The organism is Catalinimonas alkaloidigena (genome assembly GCF_029504655.1).
GTDB classification, from domain to species: domain Bacteria; phylum Bacteroidota; class Bacteroidia; order Cytophagales; family Cyclobacteriaceae; genus Catalinimonas; species Catalinimonas alkaloidigena.
The window spans coordinates 1,628,133-1,651,022 of the sequence record NZ_JAQFIL010000001.1 but is presented as its reverse complement, the minus strand read 5'-3'; the positions used below and the strand labels follow the sequence as shown (position 1 = coordinate 1,651,022).

The window sequence follows — 22,890 nt, the reverse complement described above, 5'->3', positions numbered from 1 at the left end:
ATTTTTCTGATAAATTTCGGTTTTTCTACGATTTCTCAAGGGCTTTAGCAGGATCGGGATAGGCAAAACTATAGTCCAGCTTCTGTTTGAGCTTTCCGCTATTAATTATTTTATATGACGCTGAAGCTTTGTCATCAAAGCTGGGAGGTGTAAGGCCAAGATGCTTTGCAGCGACTGGATAAAATTGCTCTTTTTCTGGATGCTGGTCACCACAGGCGTTAAATGTTTCACCCCAGCTTTCTTTCTCTATCAATTTCATGATAATCCTGATACAGTCTTCCTGATGAATCAGATTTACTCTGTCCTTCCCGCTACTGCTGAGTTCTTTGCCGGCCAGAAACCTTCCCGGATTTCTCTCACGATTATACAATCCACAGAACCTAAGAATACTGATCTGAAAACGGTTTTGGTTGTGGAGTATTTGCTCTGCTTTCAAAATTGCTTTACCAGACGAACTGATCTGCCCTCCCGCATCTTCTTCTGTGACTTCACGATTGAGATTAGGATAAACAGAGGTAGAACCGACAAATAATATTTTTTTAAGAGAAGTCTCTCCGGCAACTTTTATTAGCTCGCTGATTTGTTGAGGATAAATTGTCTCAATATCAGGCTGGCGCCGACCCGGGGGAATATTCAAAATCAGCACCTGGCTTTCAAAAAACTCAGGCTGATAATCAGCATTGATTTGAGGACTAAGATGAATGTGAAAAGGCTGAATACCTTTCTCAGATAAGCCTTGAAGCTTCTCCGTACTGGTGCTTGATCCTTTTACCAGAAAGCCTTTTTCAAGTAAGCGCTCAGCCAGTGGAAGCCCCAGCCATCCACAACCCAATATACTAATTGTTTTCTCTCCTTTGTTCATGTCATTCCATTATATACTCTTAAAATGATCTTCATCCTATTTGTTTAGTATTCTTTTTAAAAAGCCTTAATTTTGCAGCTTTTAACTAAAAGAATTGATACGGTGACTTACGAAGGCAATTTACTGAAAATGCGTGTGGCTTTAGAAGATCCTGTCCGATATACGCTTAAACTACAGGACGATGAAATTGACATGAACCAGTTGTTAGGGCAAACAATTCATATTGCATTTGACGGTAGAATTAACTGTATCAATTGTGGCAGAGCCATCAAGAAAGCTTTTGGACAAGGTTTTTGCTATCCTTGTTTTATCAATGCACCACAAAATTCTGAATGCATCATCAGGCCGGAGCTTTGCCGGGCCCACCTGGGAGAAGGCAGAGATATAGAATGGGAAGAAAAACACCATTTACAACCCCACATTGTGTACCTGGCACAAACCGATGCTATTAAGGTAGGGGTAACCAGAAGCACACAGGTGCCTACCCGCTGGATTGATCAGGGAGCAAGAAGAGCCTTGCCGATTGCTGAAGTACCTTATCGATATCTTGCCGGAAAAATTGAGGTAGAACTTAAAGATCAATTTACTGACAAAACCAACTGGCGAAACATGCTTAAAGATGTGGAAAAGGAAGGTGTACAGCTTGAAAACTATTGTAAAGAAGCCCAAATGTTCCTCAGCGATGATGTTCAGGAATATGTTCTGGATGAATGTCCTGTTACAGAGATTCATTATCCGGTAACGGAATATCCTACCAAGGTGAAGAGTTTAGGCCTAGTAAAAAACCCGGTCATTTCATCAAAATTACTGGGTATTCGTGGTCAATACCTGATTCTTGAGCAAGGTGAAGTATTCAACATTCGTAACCATAGTGGCTACTATGTTCAGTTTTCGTACTGATCTACTCCGATTCTGTTTTCTTCAATACTATTTTTTCCATCTGCTTGCTCAGCATATCCGCATACAGCTCTCTTAAGTCCTGATACTGATCTACCCCTATCATTGTTTTGTTGATCTGAAAAAGGCTTACGATTTGTAATGTGTTGAAAGCAAAATTAGATTTGGAGACATAGCTAATGGAGCTATCCTCTAGCTTAAGATTGATATCCTGTGGCCACTCCTCAAGGCTATAGCCCTCCGGAACAGTGAAGCTAAAGTTATATTTCACTGCCATTCTATGCCCAAAATCTACCGGATAGAAGCGTTTGGGCGCATTAAAAGGGTTTCCCTCATCAATCATCATAAAAGCATCAATGTAAAGCAGACTTCCTAACTCTTCAGCCGGGTAAGGGGCAGTATAACTCAAGCTAAATGGTTTTGACTTGACTTCAGCACCCTCAATTTTTAACTCCTGTACATCATTAAGTTGGTAAAGCTGTGCTTCATCTTCCTGATAAAGTTTTCGTGCGCGCAAAGCTGCATAATCCCGAAAACTCTCTTTGACCTGGGCAGTTAAACTTCCCCTTTCTTCATCATATTTCAGCTGGCAATAAATATCTACGAAGTATACACCCTGCTGACCTACATCAATCCACTGCTCGACTTTCGCATCTTCATTAGCTACTAAGCCATATCCATTTAGACAGGCCTCGTTGATCATTCCGAATGGCAAGTCCCGGCGGGTGGCATCCAGCAAAACGCCCTGCCCCTCTATTTGGGCAAATACGATTGTATAGTTAAACTGATCAATCAGGGGAAATGAAGTGGTGATTTTGCCATGCTGACGTGTGCTGAGCAAGACAGCATGGGCCTCTATTTCTGCTTTTTTGAGCATATTCAGCAATAACAAATTGATATCGGTGCAGTTACCTGACTTATCTTTTAACAGTTGATTTAAGGAAGTAGATGGAGCATAACTATTTTTTTTGTTCCAGGCAAAATTCTGGGTGACATACTCATATATAGCAGTTGCCTTATCTTTTTCAGAACCAAGTCCCTCTGTCAGGCTTTGCACAATCTCCCTGGTGTTATTTTTTTTGATGTTCTTTCCAAAGTAAGTGAGTTTCATCAGATCTTCCACCAGCTTAGGCCAGGTAGTCATAAAATCTTTTACATGCTTACCCGGATAATTCACTTTGGATAACTGAAAAATAATTTTGGCGATATAATCATCCCGGGTAGTCATGTATTCCTCTTCCTGATAGGCAGGTACATCTTTCATCGCCCAATGATACCTAACGTTATCGTAGGTATACGAGCCGAGCCGCTGTTCATCGTTCAGGGACCTGGCATCCTGAATTTCAAAATCAAAATATCCTTGCTTCAGAATCATGTATTCATAAAAAGCAGGTACGGTAAGTACATATTCACTCCATTGCACTGGTATATCATGCTGAAATTCCCAGTCTTCAAGTTTAAAGAGAAAGGGTGAAACCAGGGTATATTGATATTCTACAACGGTGCTGGCTTTGACCTTGGGAAAGGCAAACTTGACATGGTGCCACTTTTCACTTACATCTTCTTCAAAAATATCTTTTTTGTCTAACTCATCCCTTTGGATCATTCCGTTTTCCAGATTATACACATAGCCCTTGATATCTCTCACCGTTTCAGTGCGGTTATACCCATCCTGATATAATGGCACAACCACATTTCCCCATCCAGACCCTGCCTGATTATAGATTTTTATTCTGACGGTACGTGTAGTTTCTACTCTGAATCCATGGTTTTCCAGATGTCTAAAGTTGGACTTAGCATGATCGTATAGAATCAAAGCAGAAGCCGAAGAATCCTTATCGTAAAATTCATCATGTAACTCTTCAGCGCTAATCCTACCGAAAGTGATTTCCTGCGCAGCTATTTTTCGGGTGCAAGTACCTAATATACAGTAAAGAGATAGAAAACTTAATATGAGCTTATTCATCTAAAATTACGATTGCATATGAATTATATCATAATTATATGATAAATAATATCAATTTTATAACATCTGTATATAAATAATAATAATTTACACTTTTTCAGTAATAATGAGAATGTGATTATTTTGGATATCTGTAGTAGCAAAAACATAAGTATTTCCTCCTTCTTTCAGACCAGTTTTCTTTCTTATCTGGGCTACACTTTCTGGAAAATTACGTGTGCTAAGATTAGCTTTCAGGGAAGGCAGGACAGCTTTCAATGCTTTTTTATTGTATTTACATATGGTTTTCATCTGAAATATTCTTCCAGGAAAATCAGCATTCAATATAGTAGAGGTATACAGTTGGCTATTAGGATGAAGCTTTTTCAATTGAAAAGCTTCGGCAATTACTTTGAAAGCGCCTGCTTTAAGAATGGCGGTATTCGGCTCATAGATATAATTGAGAGGCTCAGCGTAATATACTTTTGCCGCTTCTTCCTGACTTTTGCTAAAACTAAAGGTCTGTAAAGCGTCCCCAAAAAAGTAGACAGTTTCTAATTCAGGCTCATCATCATGTCTTTTATCCAACAAGTAGAGCACTTCTTTGCAATCCTGATTGACCGCAATTACAATTATCTTTTTGACATGCTTTAACGACCGTAAGGCGGCCTGAATATCCAGCAACGGAGCTGTCTTGATCAGCACTTGCTTACTTTCCTCTAACAGCCTTGATTGAAGTTCTATAACATTTGGTGTGCAATCTTCCAGGCGAAAAACCTTTCTTTTCTGGTCATCCCTACGGGCAGGATCCAGGTATATGCAATCTACTGTATGATTTAATTGCGCAAGAAAGTCCTCTGCATTTGCATGATGTGGACGTATACTGGTATTGGCTAAAACTTTGAAATTATGCCTGACGAGTTCAAAAAGCGCTGACTGCTGCTCTACATAATCGGTCTTCTGAAATGACTGACTCAAATAATAGGTATCTATACCCATTCCTCCTGTCAGGTCAAGCAAATGACTGCCTGATACCAATGTAGCTTTGTAGCGGGCAGTAATTTCCGAAGATGCCTGCTCTACGGATAATGATGGAGGGAAAACAATACCCGAAGTTTCGTACCACTCCGGAAATTTCTGCTTCGCTTTCTGGCGTGCCTGAATTTGGGCCGCTACTTCTTTGATGGGTATTTCAGGAAATTTGTGTCCGGCCAGCACCAGCTGGGCAGGATCATCTTTTTCGTGTGCTCGTATGAAAGCCTGTACTTCCGCTTTGAGTAAGGTTGAAATGTCAGTCAAGGCTAAAAAAATAAAAACGTCATTGATAGTTTCAGAGATAAGGCTTTTAGCATTTTTCTCTTAGCCATCAATGACGTTTGTTCTCAAATATTAGTGCTTATTGCTTAAGCATGTACCAGCTTACGCGCTACAAGGTACTCAGCGATCTGTACCGCATTGGTCGCTGCACCTTTGCGTAAGTTGTCTGCTACTATCCACATGTTCAATGTCTTAGGCTGCGTTTCATCTCTTCTCAAACGGCCTACAAACACCTCATCTTTATTATGCGCATTGATAGGCATTGGATAAACGTTGTTTTTTACATCATCTTCTACCACAACTCCAGGAGTCTCAGATAGAAGTTTTCTAACTTCATCCAACTCAAATTCATTCTCAAATTCAACATTCACGGCCTCGGAGTGCCCACCCATGGTTGGAATACGAACCGCTGTGGCGGTTACTTTGATGCTATCATCCCCAAAGATTTTCACAGTTTCATTGACCATTTTCATCTCTTCTTTGGTGTAACCATTATCAAAGAAAACATCAATATGAGGCAGCACATTCATGTCAATACGATAGGGGTAAACTTTTTCTCCCTCTTTACCTTCACGCTCATTCATCATCTGGTCTACTGCGGCTTTACCGGTACCAGTTACTGACTGATAAGTAGAAACTACGATACGCTTGGCTTTATATTTTTTATGTAAAGGTGCCAGAGCCAGTACCATCTGAATGGTAGAGCAGTTAGGGTTGGCAATTACTTTATCCTCATCTTCCAGTACATCTGCATTGATCTCAGGCACTACCAGTTTGTTGGCCGGATTCATACGCCAGGCAGATGAATTATCTACTACCGTAGTACCTACTTCAGCAAACTTGGGAGCGAACTCCAGAGAAGTAGAGCCACCTGCTGAGAAAATAGCGATATCTGGTTTGGCAGCAATGGCTTCTTCCATCGTAATCACCTTATAAGCCTTATCCTTAAAAATAATCTCTTTACCGGCTGACTTGGCTGAAGCTACGGGAAGTAACTCGTCTAATGGAAAATTTCTTTCTGCTAAAACTTTGAGGATTTCGCTACCTACTAAACCGGTAGCTCCTACGACCGCTAATTTCATGTCTGTTGCGTGATTAAGGATTTAAATTGATTTTCACTAATCTAAAGATTCATCTTTGATTAAACTTGGCAAAAATAGAAATCTAATTACTGAATTCAAACTAATAAAGCGATGGCAGGTTTTAAAACTTGTGCAAAATGATCAAAACAAACTAAATATTGCCCTTCAAAGAGCGGAAGCTCATTTTGGCCGGCAAACCCGCTTCTCAGCAAAAGGGCCCATGCACCAACTAATTGCTACTATCTTGTCTCAGCGCACTACCTATGCTAATGAAAAACAAGCTTTTGACAATATGTGGGAACGCTTTGGGAGTTGGGAAAATATTATGCTTGCCCCTACTGAAGAGCTTACAAAAGCTATTAGCACCTCAAATTATGCTGAAATGAAAGCTCCCCGCATTCAACAAATATTGAAACAGATCAAAGCAGAAAAGGGTGATTTTAATTTAGATTTTTTAAGAGAAATTCCTGTTGAAGAGGCTATGGAATGGCTGATGGCTCTGCCGGGTGTTGGCTACAAAACCTCTACTTTTGTACTATTATTTACCTTTCGCAAACCGGTGCTTCCTGTAGACACACATGTGTATCGGGTGACACAAAGGCTGGGTATTATCGGAAAAAAAACGACTGAAGCTAAAGCCCATGGGGTACTGCTAGCAATGCTTCCTGCCGATGCAGCCGAACTGCTCAATTTTCATAAGCTCTTCTTCAAACACGGGCAGCGTATTTGTACCTGGAGCAATCCCAAATGTCGGCAGTGTTATCTCACTGATATTTGTGATTATTACAAGAAAAAGAGCTTTGCAGTTTGATGCTATTGTGACATAAGTATACTCATTCTCTATTGCAAAATTTTATCCACAACTATAGAAAAATCATTCATAAAATATCTTCCTTGAAAGGCTGATCAAATTGCTCATACGGATCAATCAGCCAACCAAAAGCCGCTCCATTGCTGATGTATTCTTCCATTTTGGCCTGCAAATCTTTAAGCTGATCATTTTTGACCTTAGTTCAATTACAAAATCCGGACAGATAGGAGCAAAACTTTCCTGTTGTACTTCATTCAAAGATTCCAACTTTTCTTTGAGGACAAATGAAACATCTGGCGAGCGTATAGCTTCATTTGGCAGGGTAAAGCCAGCGGAAGAATCGAATAGATATCCCTTTTGATGTTGCTGGTTTCATATACCGAGCTGTACATTAAGATTTAAACTACGATATCCTGATTTACTTCCGGTAGGTGACTTTATAATAATTTTTCCTGTAGCTTCTCTTTCAATGCGCAGATGATCATTATCCTGGCAAAAACGAAAAAACTCATCTTCTAACATTCCAACTAAGGCCTCCACATTATCTCAAATTTCTCCATGACTATACCTGAATTTTGACAAAAGCTGTAAGTATTGTACTCTCACAATAAATATACGTATAATTTGTATCTCATAGGCCTGCTTCGCTAAATTGCAGACATACCAATTTCGCTTTTTAATCTTACTAAATTATGAACAAGAAAGTTATACTAATGATACTGGACGGCTGGGGCATAGCTGAAAACCCCGAGGTATCTGCGATAGATAAAGCCAACACGCCCTTTGTGGACTCTTTATATACCAAATACGCACATAGCAAGCTTCTTACTTCGGGCAAAGCCGTGGGCTTGCCTGATGGACAGATGGGAAATTCGGAAGTAGGCCATATGAACCTGGGTGCTGGCCGTATTGTCTACCAGATGCTGGAAAGAATTAATCAGTCTATTGAAAAAGGTGACTTTTTCAACATTGATGTATTGAAAAAGGCTTTTCAATATGCCAAAGAGAACGATAAGCAGGTACACTTTCTGGGGCTGACCTCTACCGGAGGAGTTCATTCTCATATCAATCACCTAAAAGCACTCTGCAAGGCCGCCGGAGAGGCTGAACTAGAGAAGGTTTTCATTCACGCTTTTACCGATGGCCGCGATACCGATCCTAAATCAGGGAAAGGTAACATAGAGGAAATTCAAACTTATGCCAAAGAAACTACCGGCAAGATTGCCACAGTTATTGGTCGCTACTACGCCATGGACCGTGACAAACGCTGGGAACGGACCAAGCTGGCCTACGATGCTTTGGTAAATGGTGAAGGTAAGCAGGCTGAGGATGCCGTTAAAGCAGTACAGGAATCGTATGATGAGGATGTAACTGATGAGTTTATCAAACCTATTGTATGTACTGAAAACGGAAAACCAGTAGCCACCATTCAGGAAGGTGATGTGGTTATCAGCTTTAACTTCCGCACCGACCGTGCCCGCCAGATTACGCTGGCGCTGACACAGAAAGATTTTTCTGAACAGAATATGAAGAAGCTGGATCTGAACTATATCACCATGACAGAATATGATGAGACCTTCAAAGGAGTGAACATTCTGTTTGACAACAAAGCAATCACGCAGGTGATGGGTGAAGTGCTGGCAGCACATGGAAAGAAACAGATTCGTATCGCGGAAACAGAAAAGTATCCGCACGTTACTTTCTTCTTTAACTGCGGTCGCGAAGAGGAATTTGAAGGTGAGGAACGTATCATGTGCCCTTCTCCTAAAGTTGCCACCTATGACTTACAACCCGAAATGAGTGCGGGAGATATTCGCGATAGTATCATTCCCAAACTTAAGGAAGGTGAAGTAGACTTTGTATGTCTGAACTTTGCCAATGCTGATATGGTAGGCCATACCGGCGTTTTTGAAGCGGCAGTAAAAGCCTGCGAAACCGTTGACCAATGTGCCAAGGCTGTCACCGAGGTAGCTCAGGAAAATGGATATTCTGTACTGATCATTGCCGATCATGGTAATTCAGATCAGATGAAAAACCCTGATGGTACCCCGCATACGCAACATACTACCGTACCTGTCCCCTGTATCCTGGTTGACAATGATTACAAAGGCAAAATTAAAGATGGAAAACTGGGAGATATCTCCCCTACGATTTTAGCGTTGATGGGTATTGAGCAACCTAAAGAGATGACTGGTGAATCTTTGCTAGAGCATTAGTTTTAAAACGCTCTTCTCACCATAAACGCCTGGCTAATGCAGTCAGGCGTTTTTTATTGATCACCCTCCTGAATTACAAGCTTTTGAGTGCTTACCTAAGCTATTCATAAGTGCTCCTTCTAGCTACTCTTAGCAATAAGAGTAATCACTACTTTTAGTAAAATTTCCTTCCATCATTAGTACGCCATACTAGTGCTAGCAGTATAAAATTAGCTAATAATAAGAATTGACGAGTATACACCCAGCAATTACCTTTGTCATAATTTATAATTAGTCTAAATAAATATGAGAACTTTATTTTTATATACTGCTAGCTGCCTTTTTGCATTAGCATTCTTTTTTGGCTGTGCTTCCAAAAGTGCTGACGCCCCACAAGCAACTGAGGCCAACAAAAGTGAAAGAATCATCACCATAGGGGGTACGATAACTGAAATCACCTGTGCCCTGGGTGCCTGTGATCAGATTGTAGCCACTGACCGCACCAGCACTTACCCTCCTGAAATGCAAAGCTTACCTTCTTTAGGTTATCGCAATGGGATCAAAGCCGAAGGTATCATTGCTCAGAACCCTACCTTGATTCTTGCCGAAGCAGCATATATGAGTCCTGACATCTATACGCAGTTGGAGAGCGCCGGAATCCCTTTTCACACCTTTGAAAACAAAACGAATACTGCTTCAACCTTTACTATGATACAGGAGATAGGTAAAGTCTTGGGAAAAGAAGAAAAGGCAAAAGTATTAAATGAAGAACTTGAAATAGCGTTACAAAAAACAGACAGCCTCCTGGCCCAAACCACGGAAGAACCCAAAGTCTTATTTGTCTACGCTCGTGGCCATGGTACGCTTAGCATTTGTGGAAAAGAGACATTTGCCGAAACCATCATTTCACTTGCCGGAGGTACGCTTGCTGTTCCTGAAGTTGAAGGTTATAAGCCTCTAACCCCTGAAGCACTCATTAAAGCAAACCCCGATTTCATCCTATTCTTTAACTCCGGCCTGGAAAGTCTTGGTGGTATAGAGGGAGCGCTGGAAATACAGGGCGTGATGCAAACCAATGCAGGTAAAAACAAAAATATAATTGCAATGGATGGGCTCTTGCTGTCCGGCTTCAGTTCAAGACTGGGAAAAGCCTCTTATAACTTAGCGCAACTTATTCATCCTGAATTAACTACTGCTTCTCTCTAGATAAAGATGGCAACCATAATTACTTCATACCGAAATAAACGTCAGCAGCTACTTACAAAAGAAGTTCTGGTACTATCCGGGCTGGGAGCCTTACTCCTCACAGCAACCCTACTCTCTGTAAGTACAGGTGCAGTCAACATTACAGTAGATCAAATATTTTCTATTCTGCTGCACCCATTAGGAGGGACTGAAGAGGGTTTTACCAAGCAAACGGAAGTAGTGCTGTGGAACATCCGATTGCCACGTGTAGTGCTGAGTGTATTCATCGGGGCTGCGCTGGCAATTGCGGGTGCTTCCCTGCAAGGTTTGTTCAGAAATCCATTGGTAGAGCCCGGTTTGATTGGAGTATCCAATGGAGCCGCGCTCTGCGCCATCATTGTCATAGTCTTTTCTAAGCACTTACCGGAACAGTTATCAGCTGCATTCGGAACTTACCTGCTGCCTTTCTCTGCCTTTCTGGGTAGTCTGTTCGTCACTGTTCTGGCTTACCGTATCAGTCAGCGACAGGGAAAAACAGACATAGCCCTGCTGATTCTTGCGGGAGTGGCCATCAATGCGCTTACCGCTGCCCTGATTGGCCTGGTCCTCTACTATGATGATGATACAGCACTACGCACTTTTACTTTCTGGAGCCTGGGCGATCTGGGTGGGGCCTCCTGGCAAAAGATTGGTTTTTCTCTCTTCATCATTGCCATTCCAGTAGCATTACTGACTTTATATCACGCTGCGCTAGATGCACTTGCATTGGGAGAAGCCGAAGCCGGCCATCTGGGAATTCATGTTGAAAGAGTTAAATACACTATTATCATACTGTCTGCCCTGGCGGTTGGTGCTTCCGTGGCTATGGCCGGAACTATTAGTTTTGTAGGATTGGTGGTGCCCCACATGATACGGGCAGTGATCGGTCCGGGGCACCGCCTGCTACTCCCCTCCTCTATCCTGCTGGGTGCCGCTTTACTTACGCTGGCAGATTTGCTGGCCCGAACTATGGTAGCACCTTCAGAAATCCCGATCGGTGTTATTACTGCGCTTACAGGAGCACCTTTTTTCATCTTTCTCTTACTACAATCCAAACATAAAAGAATGCTCTGAGCCCATGATCAAACTTGAAAATATTCATTACCAAATCGGAAACAAAGCCATACTTCAGCAAATCAGCCTGTCAGTAAAACCTGGAGTTTTTACCGCCATCCTTGGTCCTAATGGAGCAGGAAAATCTACTTTGCTCAAAGTGATGGTCGGAGATATCAGCAAACATGCGGGGAAAGTAAAGATCAATGCAAAATCCCGTAAAGCATACTCTCATCAGGAGTTAGCGAAAATCAGAGCAGTGTTACCACAATCTGTACACATACAGTTTCCTTATAGTGTACTGGAGATCGTCAGCCTGGGCTGTTTTGCCCACAAACTCAAAACTAGAGAAACTACACGCCTTGCTTATAGTATGCTGGAAAAAGTGGGAATGCAGGGCTTTAGCCACCGAATCTACAATTCCCTTTCAGGAGGAGAAAAGCAGCGGGTTCAGCTTGCTCGGGTGATGGCTCAGATCAATTATCAGGACGCTGCTACTGCCCGATACTTATTACTGGACGAGCCTACCGCTAGTCTGGACATTGCCTGTCAGCACCATATACTCTACCAGGCCAAGGCACTCTGCGGAGAAAATATTGGTGTACTGGCGGTTTTGCATGATCTCAATCTGGCAGCCCAGTATGCCGATCATATACTGCTGATGAAGAATGGAAAGGAAGTAGCGCAGGGTACAATGGACGAAGTCTATACCCAGAAAAACATAGAAAACGCCTATGAGCATCCGGTACGGCTGGAATATCTGCCGACAAACAAACAAGCATATGTCATTCCTTTAGCCCCTATGACCACTCATCCTCAACTCAAAAAAATTTAGAATCACGCAAACAAATTATATCATGGATAACACAGCATCCCTAACCCAGGAAAATGCCGAAAGCCTGAAAGAAGCCTGGCAGGAACTGGAGCACACAAATCCCGGCATACGCATCAGAGAAGCAGCCATTGCCTTAAAAAGTAGCGAAGCGCAATTGCTGGCTACTACCATTGGCCCCGACTGCGTGAGACTTGCCGGCGAATGGACGGAGCTCCTCAAAGCGTTTAAGAAGCTGGGCTACGTAATGTCTCTTACCCGTAATGATGCCTGCATCCTTGAACATAAGGGAAGCTTTCAGAAAGTCAGCACCTTTGGTAAAAAAGATCATCAGATGGGGCTGGTCATTGGCCCCATTGAGACCAGAGTTTTCTTTAAGAGCTGGCATGTAGCATTTGCGGTAATTCAGGATAAAAAGAACCGAATTCTCAAAAGTATTCAGGTCTTTGATAAAGCGGGTACTGCCATTAGCAAAATCTATTTGCAGAACCTAAGTAATGAAAAAGCCTTCTACGAACTCATAGAAGCTTTTCGCTCTCCCGACCAAAGCCCGGTGCAGGAGGTAAAAGCTTATACGGAAGCATCCTTTAGCAAAAAGGTAGATCAGCAGTCTTTTTTGGAGGACTGGGAAGCATTGCAGGACACACATGATTTTTTTCCAATGCTCAAGAAGCATCAGGTTGACCGCTTTCAGGCACTGGAGTTGGCAGTAGAGAAGTACACTTATCAGATCCAGACTGATGCTGTTCAGCAGATACTGGAAGAAGCTTCCCGTACCAAACTGCCCATCATGATCTTTGCCGGTAACCACGGGAACCTGCAAATTCACCAGGGCAAGGTGCACACCATCCGGCTACTGGAAAGAGGACATACCGTCAAAGAGAAGTGGCTGAACGTCCTTGACCCTGAATTCAATATGCACCTCAAGGTAGATTTGATAAACACTGCCTGGGTAGTGAAAAAAACTACCAAGGATGGCATCGTCACAGCGGTAGAGCTTTTTGACAAAGACCGTAAACTGATCGCTCAGTTCTTCGGCCTGAGAAAGCCCGGCATTCCACAGCATCAGAAGTGGGCAGAGCTGGTCTCCTGGCTCCCCAAATTGCTGTAAGCCTGAAAAGTAGACATGTTAAGCAGCAATCATACTTAAGCTTCCATTTTAGCAAGTGGGTTGTGAGGCTCAACCCACGGCTTAAGATCATAGTACGCCAGCTTTGTGCCTCTGAGTCCCGACCTCCACAAACCGGAAATACATAACAACATGAATATCAACTTAACCCAAATTTTCTCATTTTTTTCATCCTAAACCAAGACAAATGTCTAATTCACTTCAACTGATAGAACAGAACGACTTTGCCTACTCGGCACAATGCCAGAAGACTTCCCACTTACAAATGAGCTTCGGCAATGTGAGTCTGATGATGACTCCCAAAGAATTTTCTCTGCTAAAGAAGCATGTTCAGGATACACTGATTAATATAAAAGATATCAGGTGCCCTCATTGCCGGGATATTTTTATCAAGACCAGCGTCACCAATATGTCCTTCCTGTTCAGCTACGATGAGCTATGCCATATGCATGATATTATGGTGAATACGCTGACTATGCTGGAAGTGCAAAGTATTCTTGATAAAAAAGAGTGATGGCAATGCTCGTTAATCCCCTCAATATTAGGCTATTGCTAATGACTTTGCTTTTAGTACCCGGGCTTTTGTCAGCACAAAGCATACAGCTATCCGGCATCGTCACTGACCAGAATGGTGAACGGGTAGGATTTGCCAATGTCATGATCAAAGGCACAACGCAAGGAACTGTCGCCAATGACGATGGTACATTTACGCTTGATGGGCTTGCCCCCGGCAATTACTGTTTGGTAGTCAGCCGTGTAGGTTATGAGGCTTATGTACAGCAGCTTACGATAGCCGATGGCAATCCTAAAAGCTTAAACATTCAGCTGGCAGAACTCAATGAGGAGTTGGATGAGGTTACCATAACGGCTACACGTACTACACGCTCTGTAGAGAGCATTCCTATGCCAGTAGACATCATCTCAGGAGAAGAGATAGAACAGATAGGTTCATTCCGCCTCAACGAAGTATTACAGGAACAGACTGGCTTACAGATTGTCAGTGATCATGGCACCGGCTTGCAGATGCAGGGACTTTCATCTGACTATATTTTGGTACTGATTGATGATGAACCTGTGATTGGACGTACTGCAGGTACGCTAGACCTGACCCGCATCGCAGTGGATAATATCGCCAGAATTGAGATCATTCGTGGTCCTTCTTCTTCTCTTTACGGCAGTGAAGCCATGGCAGGCGTAGTCAATATCATTACCAAAAGTGGGCAGCAGGGATTTAATTCCTCTCTCAGAGCCAGGTACCGAAGCTTCAATTCCCTTGGTCTAAGTGCCGGCGCAGGCTACAAGGGTGAAAAGCTAACTGCCAGGCTGTTTGTAGACCGACTGAGTACCGCCGGTTATGATCTGGATGAAGAAACGCTTGGCATGACTTCTCCACCTTATGAAGCTTTTACTATTAATCCCAAGTTTGCCTACCGTTTCTCGGACAAAGTCAACTTTAGTATAAATGGGCGCTACTATACTGAAAGTCAAGACAATGCTTCCGAGTTAATCATTGAGGACAATGTTCATGTCATGGGTGAGGAAGGCAATAGGGAAGATTGGAACATTATGCCTGCGCTGGAACTCAAGCTTAATGATCAGCACCGGCTACAGCTCAGAAGTTATACCACCGGCTACGATACCGAGTCCAGCATTGTATATCAGAAAGATAAAGAAGTCTACGATGAAAGCTACTTTCAGCAGCTCTTTAACCGCTTCGAAGTTCAGTACGATTGGTACATCAGCCATCAGCATATCAGTACACTTGGCCTTGGGCATACCATAGAGACAGTGGAAGCCACCCGCTATGATGATGTCAATAACTTTCACGCCAACTATGTTTTTGTACAACATCAATGGTTGCCTAATGATCGTTTTAATGTGGTACTAGGCGGACGCTTTGATACACACAGCGAATATACCTCACGTTTCAGCCCAAAATTGGCGGCTGGCTATCAGCTTAATTCCTGGCTGAAGTTACAGGCTTCCTTCGGAGGAGGATACAAAGCCCCAGACTTCCGCCAACTGCTACTCAACTTCAGCAATCCTACTGCTGGCTACACCATGATCGGCTCAAGTATCGTGGAAGAAAGGATGGCTGAACTTGAAGCACAGAGACAGATACAAACCATCTATATTGACCCTATCACCATAGAAATGATACAGGCGGGAAAGCTCCATCGCTTACAACTTCGGGCTAAGTCTCTCTCCTACCAATAAACTGAAAGCTGATATCAATGCCTTCAGAAATAGGATCAGCAATATGATCAACGCTGCTCCCCTAGCCCTAAAAACCAATGGACAGAATGTGTTCAGTTACTTCAATATGGATGAAGTCATTACACAGGGAGTGGAAGTGAAAGCAAATTATCAGCTCGTTACTGATATCAATTTCTCGCTGGGCTACCAGTATTTGGACTCAAGAGATGTGGAAGCGGTAGAACAGATCAGGAATGGAGAAGTATTTAGGCGTAATGCATTTACCAATCGTTCCGAACGAGTGCCGCTGTCGGACTATGGCGGCCTGGTAAATCGTTCTCGCCATTCGGGTAATGCCAAGCTGTTTTATGTCAACAGTCGCCCTGAATTTGACCTGTCCTTAAGAGCAATTTACAGAGGTAAATGGGGACTGGGAGACGCAAATGGCAATGGTGTCATTGATACAGAAAATGAATTTGCAGATGGTTATCTGCTGCTGAACCTGGCGCTGAATAAAAAAATACTGGGCTGGATTACTTTGGAAGCAGGCGCTAATAATCTGTTGGCTAAAACTCTGTCAGCAGAGCCTTCTTTGGCCGGGAGAATCTGGTACGGAGGTATCAACATCAATTTCGCTGATTTCAAATGATAAGCTAGTCAATGCATATTCAAGAGCAATATACACCTATTAAAAGAACAGCTATGTCCTGTATAAAATATTTAACCATAATTAACTTTTAACCATCATGTTTCACAAAACCCACAACTTTTACTTAATACTTTTATTAGCCCTGAGCCTGTTTACGGCCTGCGAAGAAGATAGCGATGAGCCTGCTCCCGATGTAACATTGGAAGTACAAACTGCTACTGATGTATATGAAGCCGAGGGCTATGCTTTTTATGACCTGGAAAGCGGTCAGCAGCTAAGCAAATCAGACTCCGTCGGTACGCGATGGGACCTGGCTTTTGATGGTACATCAATCATCACCAACAGCGGCATTTCCGGTCCTGGTGAAGGCGGTGCCCAGATCTTATATGGTGTCTTTGAGAAAATAGACGCTGCACCCAGCAGTGGATACGCTACCGATAACGAAGAGTCTCTGGCAATTCCTTCTGGCGGTGGTAATGGCTGGTATAACTATACAGGAACTACTGGCAACCCAGCACATGCTATTTTGCCAATTCCTGGTAAGATCATCCTGCTGAAAACGGTAGAAGGCAACTATGCCAAGCTAGAAATTATCAGCTACTACGAAGGTAATCCTGATACTACTACAGAAGCGTTTGCCAGTTTAGAAACGCGCCCTGAAAGCGGACACTTTACTTTTCAGTATGTAGTACAGCCCAATGGAAGCGTTGACTTCTAGAAAAAAACTGAAGTCCTGTTGCTGTCAGTCCCGGTGGTCTTTTCCAATTTACAAACTACTGGCAGCACAGGCACAATTTCTGGTGCTTAGTAGACCTGCTCAAAAGTCTGCTCATGTCTTCTTCTTCTGACCTGGCTGTATACCAGATTGGGCGTTGAAAACAAGCTTAAGATATCATTCTTGGGCTCTTCCTTTGTCAACATACAGTTCAAAAGCACCTGGGCCAAACAATTAAGCTAAAATTTCAGCGTAATTCTGTAACGCAGTGGAGTCTCTAGGAACCAAAATGTTTTGTCACCCCTAAGGGTAAATGACCCGCTCAGTACGACATAACTACTTTTAGTAAAAACTTAGTATGAGGTCTGCCCCACCTCCTTAATTTTCCCAATGATTAAAGGACCTGGCGGAAGGATTCCAAGGCGTAAAGTCTTTATGAAGCCTTTATGTGCTTAATGAGAGAGAATAATTACGGCTTTGCAGAAAAGCTATTTAAGCTCTTGAAATCATTTGCCAAAAGTCTCCAAGAATTTTCTCAATTGCTTAGTGCTATTTTTAAAATGATGCTTACTATCTAGGTATAGGATGTCTGATTTTATCTTGTTTGAACTTTTTCAGGGGTGGTTTTCAATAAATAAGCTGACTATTCAGAAAGGAAATCAGACATATGTCCGGGACTTTGTCCAAATTTAGAGACTATCCTAAGAACATTAAAGTACACGCTCATCCGTGCTGTAATAAGGCCCGTCAGATTCAAAATTAAAGCTGAACTTGCTTCAGGATACACTTCTCAACAAATACGGTGCAGCTACTTTATTTTATGTATCCTTTATGTAACTTTGATGCTTGTTAGCTTAAAGGGCATGGAACAGATTGTTAATTTTTGGAACGAGATCAAGGAAACAGTACTGAAAGTACTTAGCGTCTTTACCTATGATTTTACTAAGTTTGCAGGTGTACCTATTAGTATCTGGTCGCTCTTCCAGTTCTTCCTTTTTGTTTTTCTGCTCTTTTTCCTTACTGACAAGTTTAACAAACTACTGGTCAACCGGATACTTGCCCGCTACAATCTGGACATAGGTATAAGGCAATCTATTGGCACCATTACACGCTACATCCTGATTGTACTGGGATTGTACGTCATCATTAATGCTGCGGGTGTTGACCTAACTGCAATTACTGTATTGTTTGGGGCGCTCGGTGTTGGAATTGGTTTTGGTCTTCAGAATATTGTCAACAACTTTATATCCGGCCTTATCATACTATTTGAACGCCCCATCAAAGTAGGTGACCGTATTGAAGTGGCCGGTGTCAATGGTGATGTGGTTGACATCTCAGCACGCTCCACTACAGTGGTGACCAATGACAATATCTCTATCATCGTACCCAATTCAGAATTCATTTCTTCTTCAGTAATCAACTGGAGTCATAACGACCGAAGAATACGCTTCAGGTTTCCGGTAGGTGTTGCTCATAAGGAAGATCCTGAAAAAGTAAAAGCTTTGCTGCTAGAGGTAATGCTGGAAAATGAAGGGGTGCTGAAAAGCCCCACCCCTGAAGTCTGGTTTGATAAATTTGGAGACAGTTCACTGAATTTCAACTTAATGGTCTGGACTACCCAATTTGTACAGCGCCCTGAGTATCTAAAGAGCCAGCTTTATTACGCGATCTTTGCCAAGTTTAGGCAATATCATATTGAAATACCCTATTCTCAACGTGATCTGCACGTGAAGAGCGGGGAATTATCTGTATCAATAAAAAAAGAAAAAGGACTAGCAAACTAAATTTACATGAAGTCAGATAAGTATTTTGTCTTTGATTTTGACAGTACTTTTACCAAGGTAGAAGCATTAGATATCCTATGTGAAATTTCACTCAAGGGTAATCCTGAGAAAGATAATATTCTAAAGCAGGTGCAGGATATTACCAATACTTGCATGGAAGGCAACCTTTCTTTCCGCGAGTCTCTGGAAAAGAGGCTTGCTTTGCTTAATGCCCACAAGGAACATCTTACCCCTTTGATAGATTATCTCAGGGAAAATGTGTCGGTATCTTTTAAGCGTAACCGTGAATTTTTTGAAACTTATTCAGACAACATTTACATCATCTCCAATGGCTTTAAAAGCTTTATCGTACCTATTGTAAAAGAGTACGGCATAAAGGAGCCACATGTCTTTGCCAATGAGTTTGAATTTGATGAAGAAGGCAACATCGTAGGCTACGACCAGAATAATCTATTATCTGGGGACGATGGAAAGTCACAGATCATCAAAAGCCTTGATCTTCACGGAGATGTATATGTCATTGGGGATGGCTACAATGATTATAAGATTAAAGCTGCCGGTTTTGCCAATAAATTTTATGCCTTTACTGAAAATATTGAAAGACAAAGCATTTTGGAAAAGGCTGATCACATTACACCTTCACTTGACGAATTTTTATACCTGAACAAAATGAATACTGCAATTTCCTATCCCAAAAATAGAATTAACGTACTATTACTTGAAAATATCCATCCCGACGCAGAGAAAAAGCTTCGTGAAGAAGGATATAATGTAGAGATACACCCGGCCGCCATGGACGAAGAAGAATTGGCTGAGCGAATCAAGAATGTTTCCATTTTGGGCATCCGTTCCAAAACACATGTGACAGAGAAGGTATTGGAAAATGCAAACCGACTTATAGCATTAGGAGCATTTTGCATTGGTACCAATCAAATTGACCTTGTTGCCTGTCAGAAGAAAGGGGTCGCTGTCTTCAATGCTCCTTACAGTAATACTCGTTCAGTGGTAGAAATGGCTATCGCTGAAATCATCTTCCTGATGCGTGGCTTCCATGACAAAAGTATGGGAATGCACCAAGGTAAGTGGCTAAAGTCTGCTTCTAACAGCAATGAAGTCAGAGGTAAAAAACTGGGAATTATAGGGTACGGTAGTATTGGAGCGCAACTATCCGTTTTGGCTGAGAATTTAGGAATGGATGTCTACTACTATGATCTTATTGAAAAGTTGGCATTGGGAAATGCTACAAAATGCAACAGTATGGAGGAGCTGCTAGGCCTAGTAGACGTTGTTACCCTGCATGTAGATGGACGCGCTTCCAACAAAAAAATCATTGATGCTTATGCATTCAGGCAAATGAAAGATGGCATGATTCTTTTAAATCTTAGCCGTGGTTCAGTAGTAGACATTGAAGCCCTTAAGGAAAATATTGAAAATGGCAAAATAAGAGGAGCAGCGATAGATGTATTTCCCGAAGAACCTAAAAGTAATGATGAAGAATTTATTTCTGAACTAAGAGGGCTTCCCAATGTAATACTCTCTCCACACGTTGGCGGAAGCACACTTGAAGCACAGGAGAATATTGCAGACTTTGTGCCTAATAAGATTATGGAGTATGTAAATACCGGAAGTACTACCAACAGTGTGAATTTCCCTAATTTACAACTTCCTCTACTTCAAAATGCACACCGCCTGATGCATATCCATATGAATGTACCCGGAGTACTTGCTAAAATCAGTAATATACTTGCAGAGCATAATATCAATGTTGTTGGTCAGTATTTAAAAACAAATGAAACCATTGGCTATGTGATCATTGATATTGACAAAGCATACGATGATGCTGTAATTCAGGCGCTTAAAAGTATAGATAATACTATCAGGTTTAGAGTGCTTTATTAGAGTTTCAACCTTATATGTATACTGGCAAGCGAACATTTGATATACTTGTAGCATCCTTTGCGCTTATTCTTGCTGCACCATGTATTATGCTTGCCAGCATACTCATATTTATACTATCGGGTTCTTACCCTTTTTTTAGGCAGAAAAGACCCGGGCATTTAGGTATTCCTTTTACCTTGTATAAGTTGAAAACATTATTTAAAGAAGATGAAGTAGCTAATTTTCGTTTTCTGAGGTGTTTTGGAAGGTTATTACGTACTTTTTCAATAGATGAACTACCTCAGCTTTTTAATGTACTCAAAGGTGAGATGTCAATGGTAGGCCCACGTCCATTGTTGATGGAATATCTGCCTCTATATAATCTTTATCAACAGCAAAGGCACAACGTTAAGCCTGGTATCACCGGATGGGCACAAATAAACGGAAGAAACACAATTGATTGGAAAAAGCGATTTACTTATGACATATGGTATATTCAAAACCAATCATTTATACTAGACCTGAAAATTCTAGTAAAAACCTTATTCAAGATTTTTAGGATTAGAGATGTCAAACCTAACGGTTTAAATCAACAAGAGAAATTTAAGGGAAATTAAGCCTAGGCTGAAAGCTACAAGTCAAAGGAGAATTTGATTATTTGCTAATCTTAGTTAAAGCTTTAATGACAGTACTATCTTGAATTGCTTCAAGCAAAGCTACTTCCTTTTGATCGAGTTTAAGTTTGTAAAAAGCTCCATTATAATTTAAGAACAGCTTTTTCTTTTTTTCTTCTTGATTCAATGCAATAACTCTATAAGGAACACCTTCAAAATTGCCATGAAGATAAAGTTTGTTATTATATAATTGGTAATGAAAATTATACTTGCTATCCAATAGCGTTTCTATCTCAACGTCAGCATTTGAATATTCAGTTGCCTGTAATAAAGTTTTATCCGGAGCCTCAAAATCTTCGTAATCAATATTCTGAGATTCATCATTAAAACTATTAAGAACTTCAGGTCTAACTAAGTTCGGCAATTCTACATCAGCTTTATCCTCAGTGAGTGCTATTTCAGACTTTTCATTACTTTCATTTAAATCTTCAACCTCAGGTTGTATAAAATCATTTTCTGATGAAGCAGACAGTGTATGCTCGTCAGGTTCTTCGTCCCTAAAATCAACAATGGGAAGATCTGGGCTAATATTACCTGAAGGAATTAAAGAATTTTGCTTAGGCACCTCAATTTCTACTAGAGATATTTCTGGTTCAACTTCCTTAGAATATTGATAGAGATAATATCCACCACCGGTAAGAAAAATTAAAGATGTAAGTACAGCTGCAAACTGGATACCTGTAAATTCATACCATACATTGGTATGTAGAGTTACCTGGTCCAACCTGCTTTTGAGATACGAGCGACGTGCCTCGCCAAGAGACTTGTAAATGTCTTGTTGTAATTTCACTTCACTACGAAGAAGAGGATCCTGATGGATGTCATCCTCGATAGCAATTTTCTCATTTTTAGACAACTTACCCTTAAGGTAATTATCAAATTTATCCGAATAGATAAAGTCTTTCATAGGCTTAATCTAAAAAGTCACTTTCTGAATACTTAGATTTAATGAGGCTATCAAGCCTCTTCTTACATTTATATTTTTTTGTCTTAGCGGTTTCCGTATTCGCTAACCCCAAATTATCAGCGATTTCTTGCATTGACATATCGTCAAAGTAGTAATACATTAATATTTTTTTACAAGTGTCTCCCAATTGTTCTATACAATTACGAATAATGTAACTTCTTTCTTCGCTTTCCTGGTCCAGATATTCTACCCCATCTTTTTCTTCATTTGAAAGCTTACTTTTTCTTTCTAACTCTTTCCTCCATAAATTCAGACAAACACTATACAAGTAAGTACTGATTTTGGAAGTAAGCACTAGTTGATTGCTAATCACTTTTTGCCAAAACACAACAAGCGCATCCTGATATATATCTTTTGCCTCTTGCTCTGTACCGTTGTTCTTAAGAATGATATTAGTCATCATTTTATAGTACTTACGATACAAATAGTCAAGGGCTTTTTCATCACCTTTACTTATTCTTTCAAGAACAACGCTATCCTTCATTGCAAAAAGCCTTCATTATTTAATACGATAACTCTCAATAAGGTAACCCTTCATGTAATATTAGAATTGTATAAAAGCTAATATGTTTGATGAATCTGGATAAATGCAAACGCTGATTTTTTACAATTGCAAGGTCTGTTTTCTCATAAGATACAATTTAGTTGTTTAAAGCTAATAATAAAAAGTTGATGCATAG

21 protein-coding genes and 1 pseudogene are annotated in these 22,890 nt (G+C 41.2%); 14 read left to right on the top strand and 8 right to left on the bottom strand.

The annotated features are described in order from the left end of the window. Positions 1–25 precede the first annotated feature (25 nt). The gene (locus tag OKW21_RS07065) at positions 26–862 is read right to left on the bottom strand and encodes an SDR family oxidoreductase (RefSeq protein ID WP_277478659.1); all 837 of its coding nucleotides are present in this window, start codon (positions 860–862) and stop codon (positions 26–28) included. Positions 863–934: 72 nt separating this feature from the next. Between OKW21_RS07065 and OKW21_RS07060 the strand changes: the two genes are divergently transcribed. Beyond that, on the top strand, positions 935–1,762 hold the full coding sequence (locus tag OKW21_RS07060; protein ID WP_277478657.1) for a DUF2797 domain-containing protein: 828 nt from the start codon (positions 935–937) through the stop codon (positions 1,760–1,762). A 1-nt stretch (position 1,763) separates the two neighbouring features. Here OKW21_RS07060 and OKW21_RS07055 read toward each other — a convergent pair whose 3' ends face one another. From OKW21_RS07055 to OKW21_RS07045, 3 genes are all read right to left on the bottom strand, one after another. Then, complete coding sequence (locus tag OKW21_RS07055; RefSeq protein ID WP_277478655.1) at positions 1,764–3,725, bottom strand: transglutaminase family protein; 1,962 nt, start codon at positions 3,723–3,725, stop codon at positions 1,764–1,766. A gap of 87 nt (positions 3,726–3,812) precedes the next feature. Then, a complete protein-coding gene (locus OKW21_RS07050) occupies positions 3,813–5,003 on the bottom strand; it encodes a THUMP-like domain-containing protein (protein WP_277478653.1) in 1,191 nt (396 codons plus the stop codon). A gap of 104 nt (positions 5,004–5,107) precedes the next feature. Continuing rightward, on the bottom strand, positions 5,108–6,103 hold the full coding sequence (locus OKW21_RS07045; protein ID WP_277478652.1) for an aspartate-semialdehyde dehydrogenase: 996 nt from the start codon (positions 6,101–6,103) through the stop codon (positions 5,108–5,110). A gap of 130 nt (positions 6,104–6,233) precedes the next feature. Here OKW21_RS07045 and OKW21_RS07040 point away from each other — a divergent pair, with 130 nt between their 5' ends. Further along, positions 6,234–6,914, top strand: coding sequence for an endonuclease III domain-containing protein (locus OKW21_RS07040; protein ID WP_277478650.1), 681 nt, complete (start codon positions 6,234–6,236; stop codon positions 6,912–6,914). Between the two features lie 117 nt (positions 6,915–7,031). Here the strand turns inward: OKW21_RS07040 and OKW21_RS32690 are convergent. Further along, positions 7,032–7,271, bottom strand: a pseudogene (locus OKW21_RS32690) (Uma2 family endonuclease); the annotation flags it as partial. Positions 7,272–7,286: 15 nt separating this feature from the next. Next, positions 7,287–7,454 carry a Uma2 family endonuclease gene (locus OKW21_RS07035; protein WP_277478648.1) on the bottom strand — a complete coding sequence of 56 codons (168 nt, stop codon included), beginning with the start codon at positions 7,452–7,454 and terminating at the stop codon, positions 7,287–7,289. A 152-nt stretch (positions 7,455–7,606) separates the two neighbouring features. On the opposite strand from OKW21_RS07035, the gene gpmI reads away from it, so the two are divergent. From gpmI to OKW21_RS06975, 12 genes are all read left to right on the top strand, one after another. After that, positions 7,607–9,130: a 2,3-bisphosphoglycerate-independent phosphoglycerate mutase gene (gene gpmI / locus OKW21_RS07030; protein WP_277478647.1), complete on the top strand. Its 1,524-nt coding sequence runs from the start codon at positions 7,607–7,609 to the stop codon at positions 9,128–9,130. Positions 9,131–9,415: 285 nt separating this feature from the next. Continuing rightward, the gene (locus tag OKW21_RS07025) at positions 9,416–10,315 is read left to right on the top strand and encodes a heme/hemin ABC transporter substrate-binding protein (RefSeq protein WP_277478645.1); all 900 of its coding nucleotides are present in this window, start codon (positions 9,416–9,418) and stop codon (positions 10,313–10,315) included. Between the two features lie 6 nt (positions 10,316–10,321). After that, positions 10,322–11,407: a FecCD family ABC transporter permease gene (locus tag OKW21_RS07020; RefSeq protein WP_277478643.1), complete on the top strand. Its 1,086-nt coding sequence runs from the start codon at positions 10,322–10,324 to the stop codon at positions 11,405–11,407. A 4-nt stretch (positions 11,408–11,411) separates the two neighbouring features. Next, positions 11,412–12,221 (top strand): heme ABC transporter ATP-binding protein, encoded by an 810-nt coding sequence (locus OKW21_RS07015; RefSeq protein ID WP_277478641.1) that lies wholly within the window; start codon positions 11,412–11,414, stop codon positions 12,219–12,221. 22 nt (positions 12,222–12,243) lie between these two features. Continuing rightward, positions 12,244–13,329: a hemin-degrading factor gene (locus OKW21_RS07010; protein WP_277478639.1), complete on the top strand. Its 1,086-nt coding sequence runs from the start codon at positions 12,244–12,246 to the stop codon at positions 13,327–13,329. A 205-nt stretch (positions 13,330–13,534) separates the two neighbouring features. After that, positions 13,535–13,861 carry a DUF6686 family protein gene (locus OKW21_RS07005; protein WP_277478637.1) on the top strand — a complete coding sequence of 109 codons (327 nt, stop codon included), beginning with the start codon at positions 13,535–13,537 and terminating at the stop codon, positions 13,859–13,861. Between the two features lie 41 nt (positions 13,862–13,902). Next, positions 13,903–15,564 carry a TonB-dependent receptor gene (locus tag OKW21_RS07000; RefSeq protein ID WP_277478635.1) on the top strand — a complete coding sequence of 554 codons (1,662 nt, stop codon included), beginning with the start codon at positions 13,903–13,905 and terminating at the stop codon, positions 15,562–15,564. Then, a complete protein-coding gene (locus OKW21_RS06995) occupies positions 15,524–16,192 on the top strand; it encodes a TonB-dependent receptor domain-containing protein (RefSeq protein ID WP_338130112.1) in 669 nt (222 codons plus the stop codon). The genes OKW21_RS07000 and OKW21_RS06995 overlap by 41 nt, the downstream gene beginning before the upstream one ends. 97 nt (positions 16,193–16,289) lie before the next feature. After that, positions 16,290–16,910, top strand: a complete 621-nt coding sequence (locus OKW21_RS06990) for an HmuY family protein (protein WP_277478633.1) — start codon at positions 16,290–16,292, stop codon at positions 16,908–16,910. An 860-nt stretch (positions 16,911–17,770) separates the two neighbouring features. Next, the gene (locus OKW21_RS06985) at positions 17,771–18,691 is read left to right on the top strand and encodes a mechanosensitive ion channel family protein (protein ID WP_277478631.1); all 921 of its coding nucleotides are present in this window, start codon (positions 17,771–17,773) and stop codon (positions 18,689–18,691) included. Positions 18,692–18,697: 6 nt separating this feature from the next. Next, positions 18,698–20,590, top strand: coding sequence for a phosphoglycerate dehydrogenase (serA, locus tag OKW21_RS06980; RefSeq protein WP_277478629.1), 1,893 nt, complete (start codon positions 18,698–18,700; stop codon positions 20,588–20,590). 14 nt (positions 20,591–20,604) lie between these two features. Continuing rightward, positions 20,605–21,186, top strand: coding sequence for a sugar transferase (locus OKW21_RS06975; RefSeq protein ID WP_277478628.1), 582 nt, complete (start codon positions 20,605–20,607; stop codon positions 21,184–21,186). A 37-nt stretch (positions 21,187–21,223) separates the two neighbouring features. Here the strand turns inward: OKW21_RS06975 and OKW21_RS06970 are convergent, their stop codons facing one another. Together OKW21_RS06970 and OKW21_RS06965 are read right to left on the bottom strand one after the other, a co-directional pair. Continuing rightward, positions 21,224–22,150, bottom strand: coding sequence for a hypothetical protein (locus OKW21_RS06970; RefSeq protein ID WP_277478626.1), 927 nt, complete (start codon positions 22,148–22,150; stop codon positions 21,224–21,226). A 4-nt stretch (positions 22,151–22,154) separates the two neighbouring features. After that, the gene (locus OKW21_RS06965; RefSeq protein WP_277478624.1) at positions 22,155–22,694 is read right to left on the bottom strand and encodes an RNA polymerase sigma factor; all 540 of its coding nucleotides are present in this window, start codon (positions 22,692–22,694) and stop codon (positions 22,155–22,157) included. Positions 22,695–22,890: the final 196 nt, after the last annotated feature.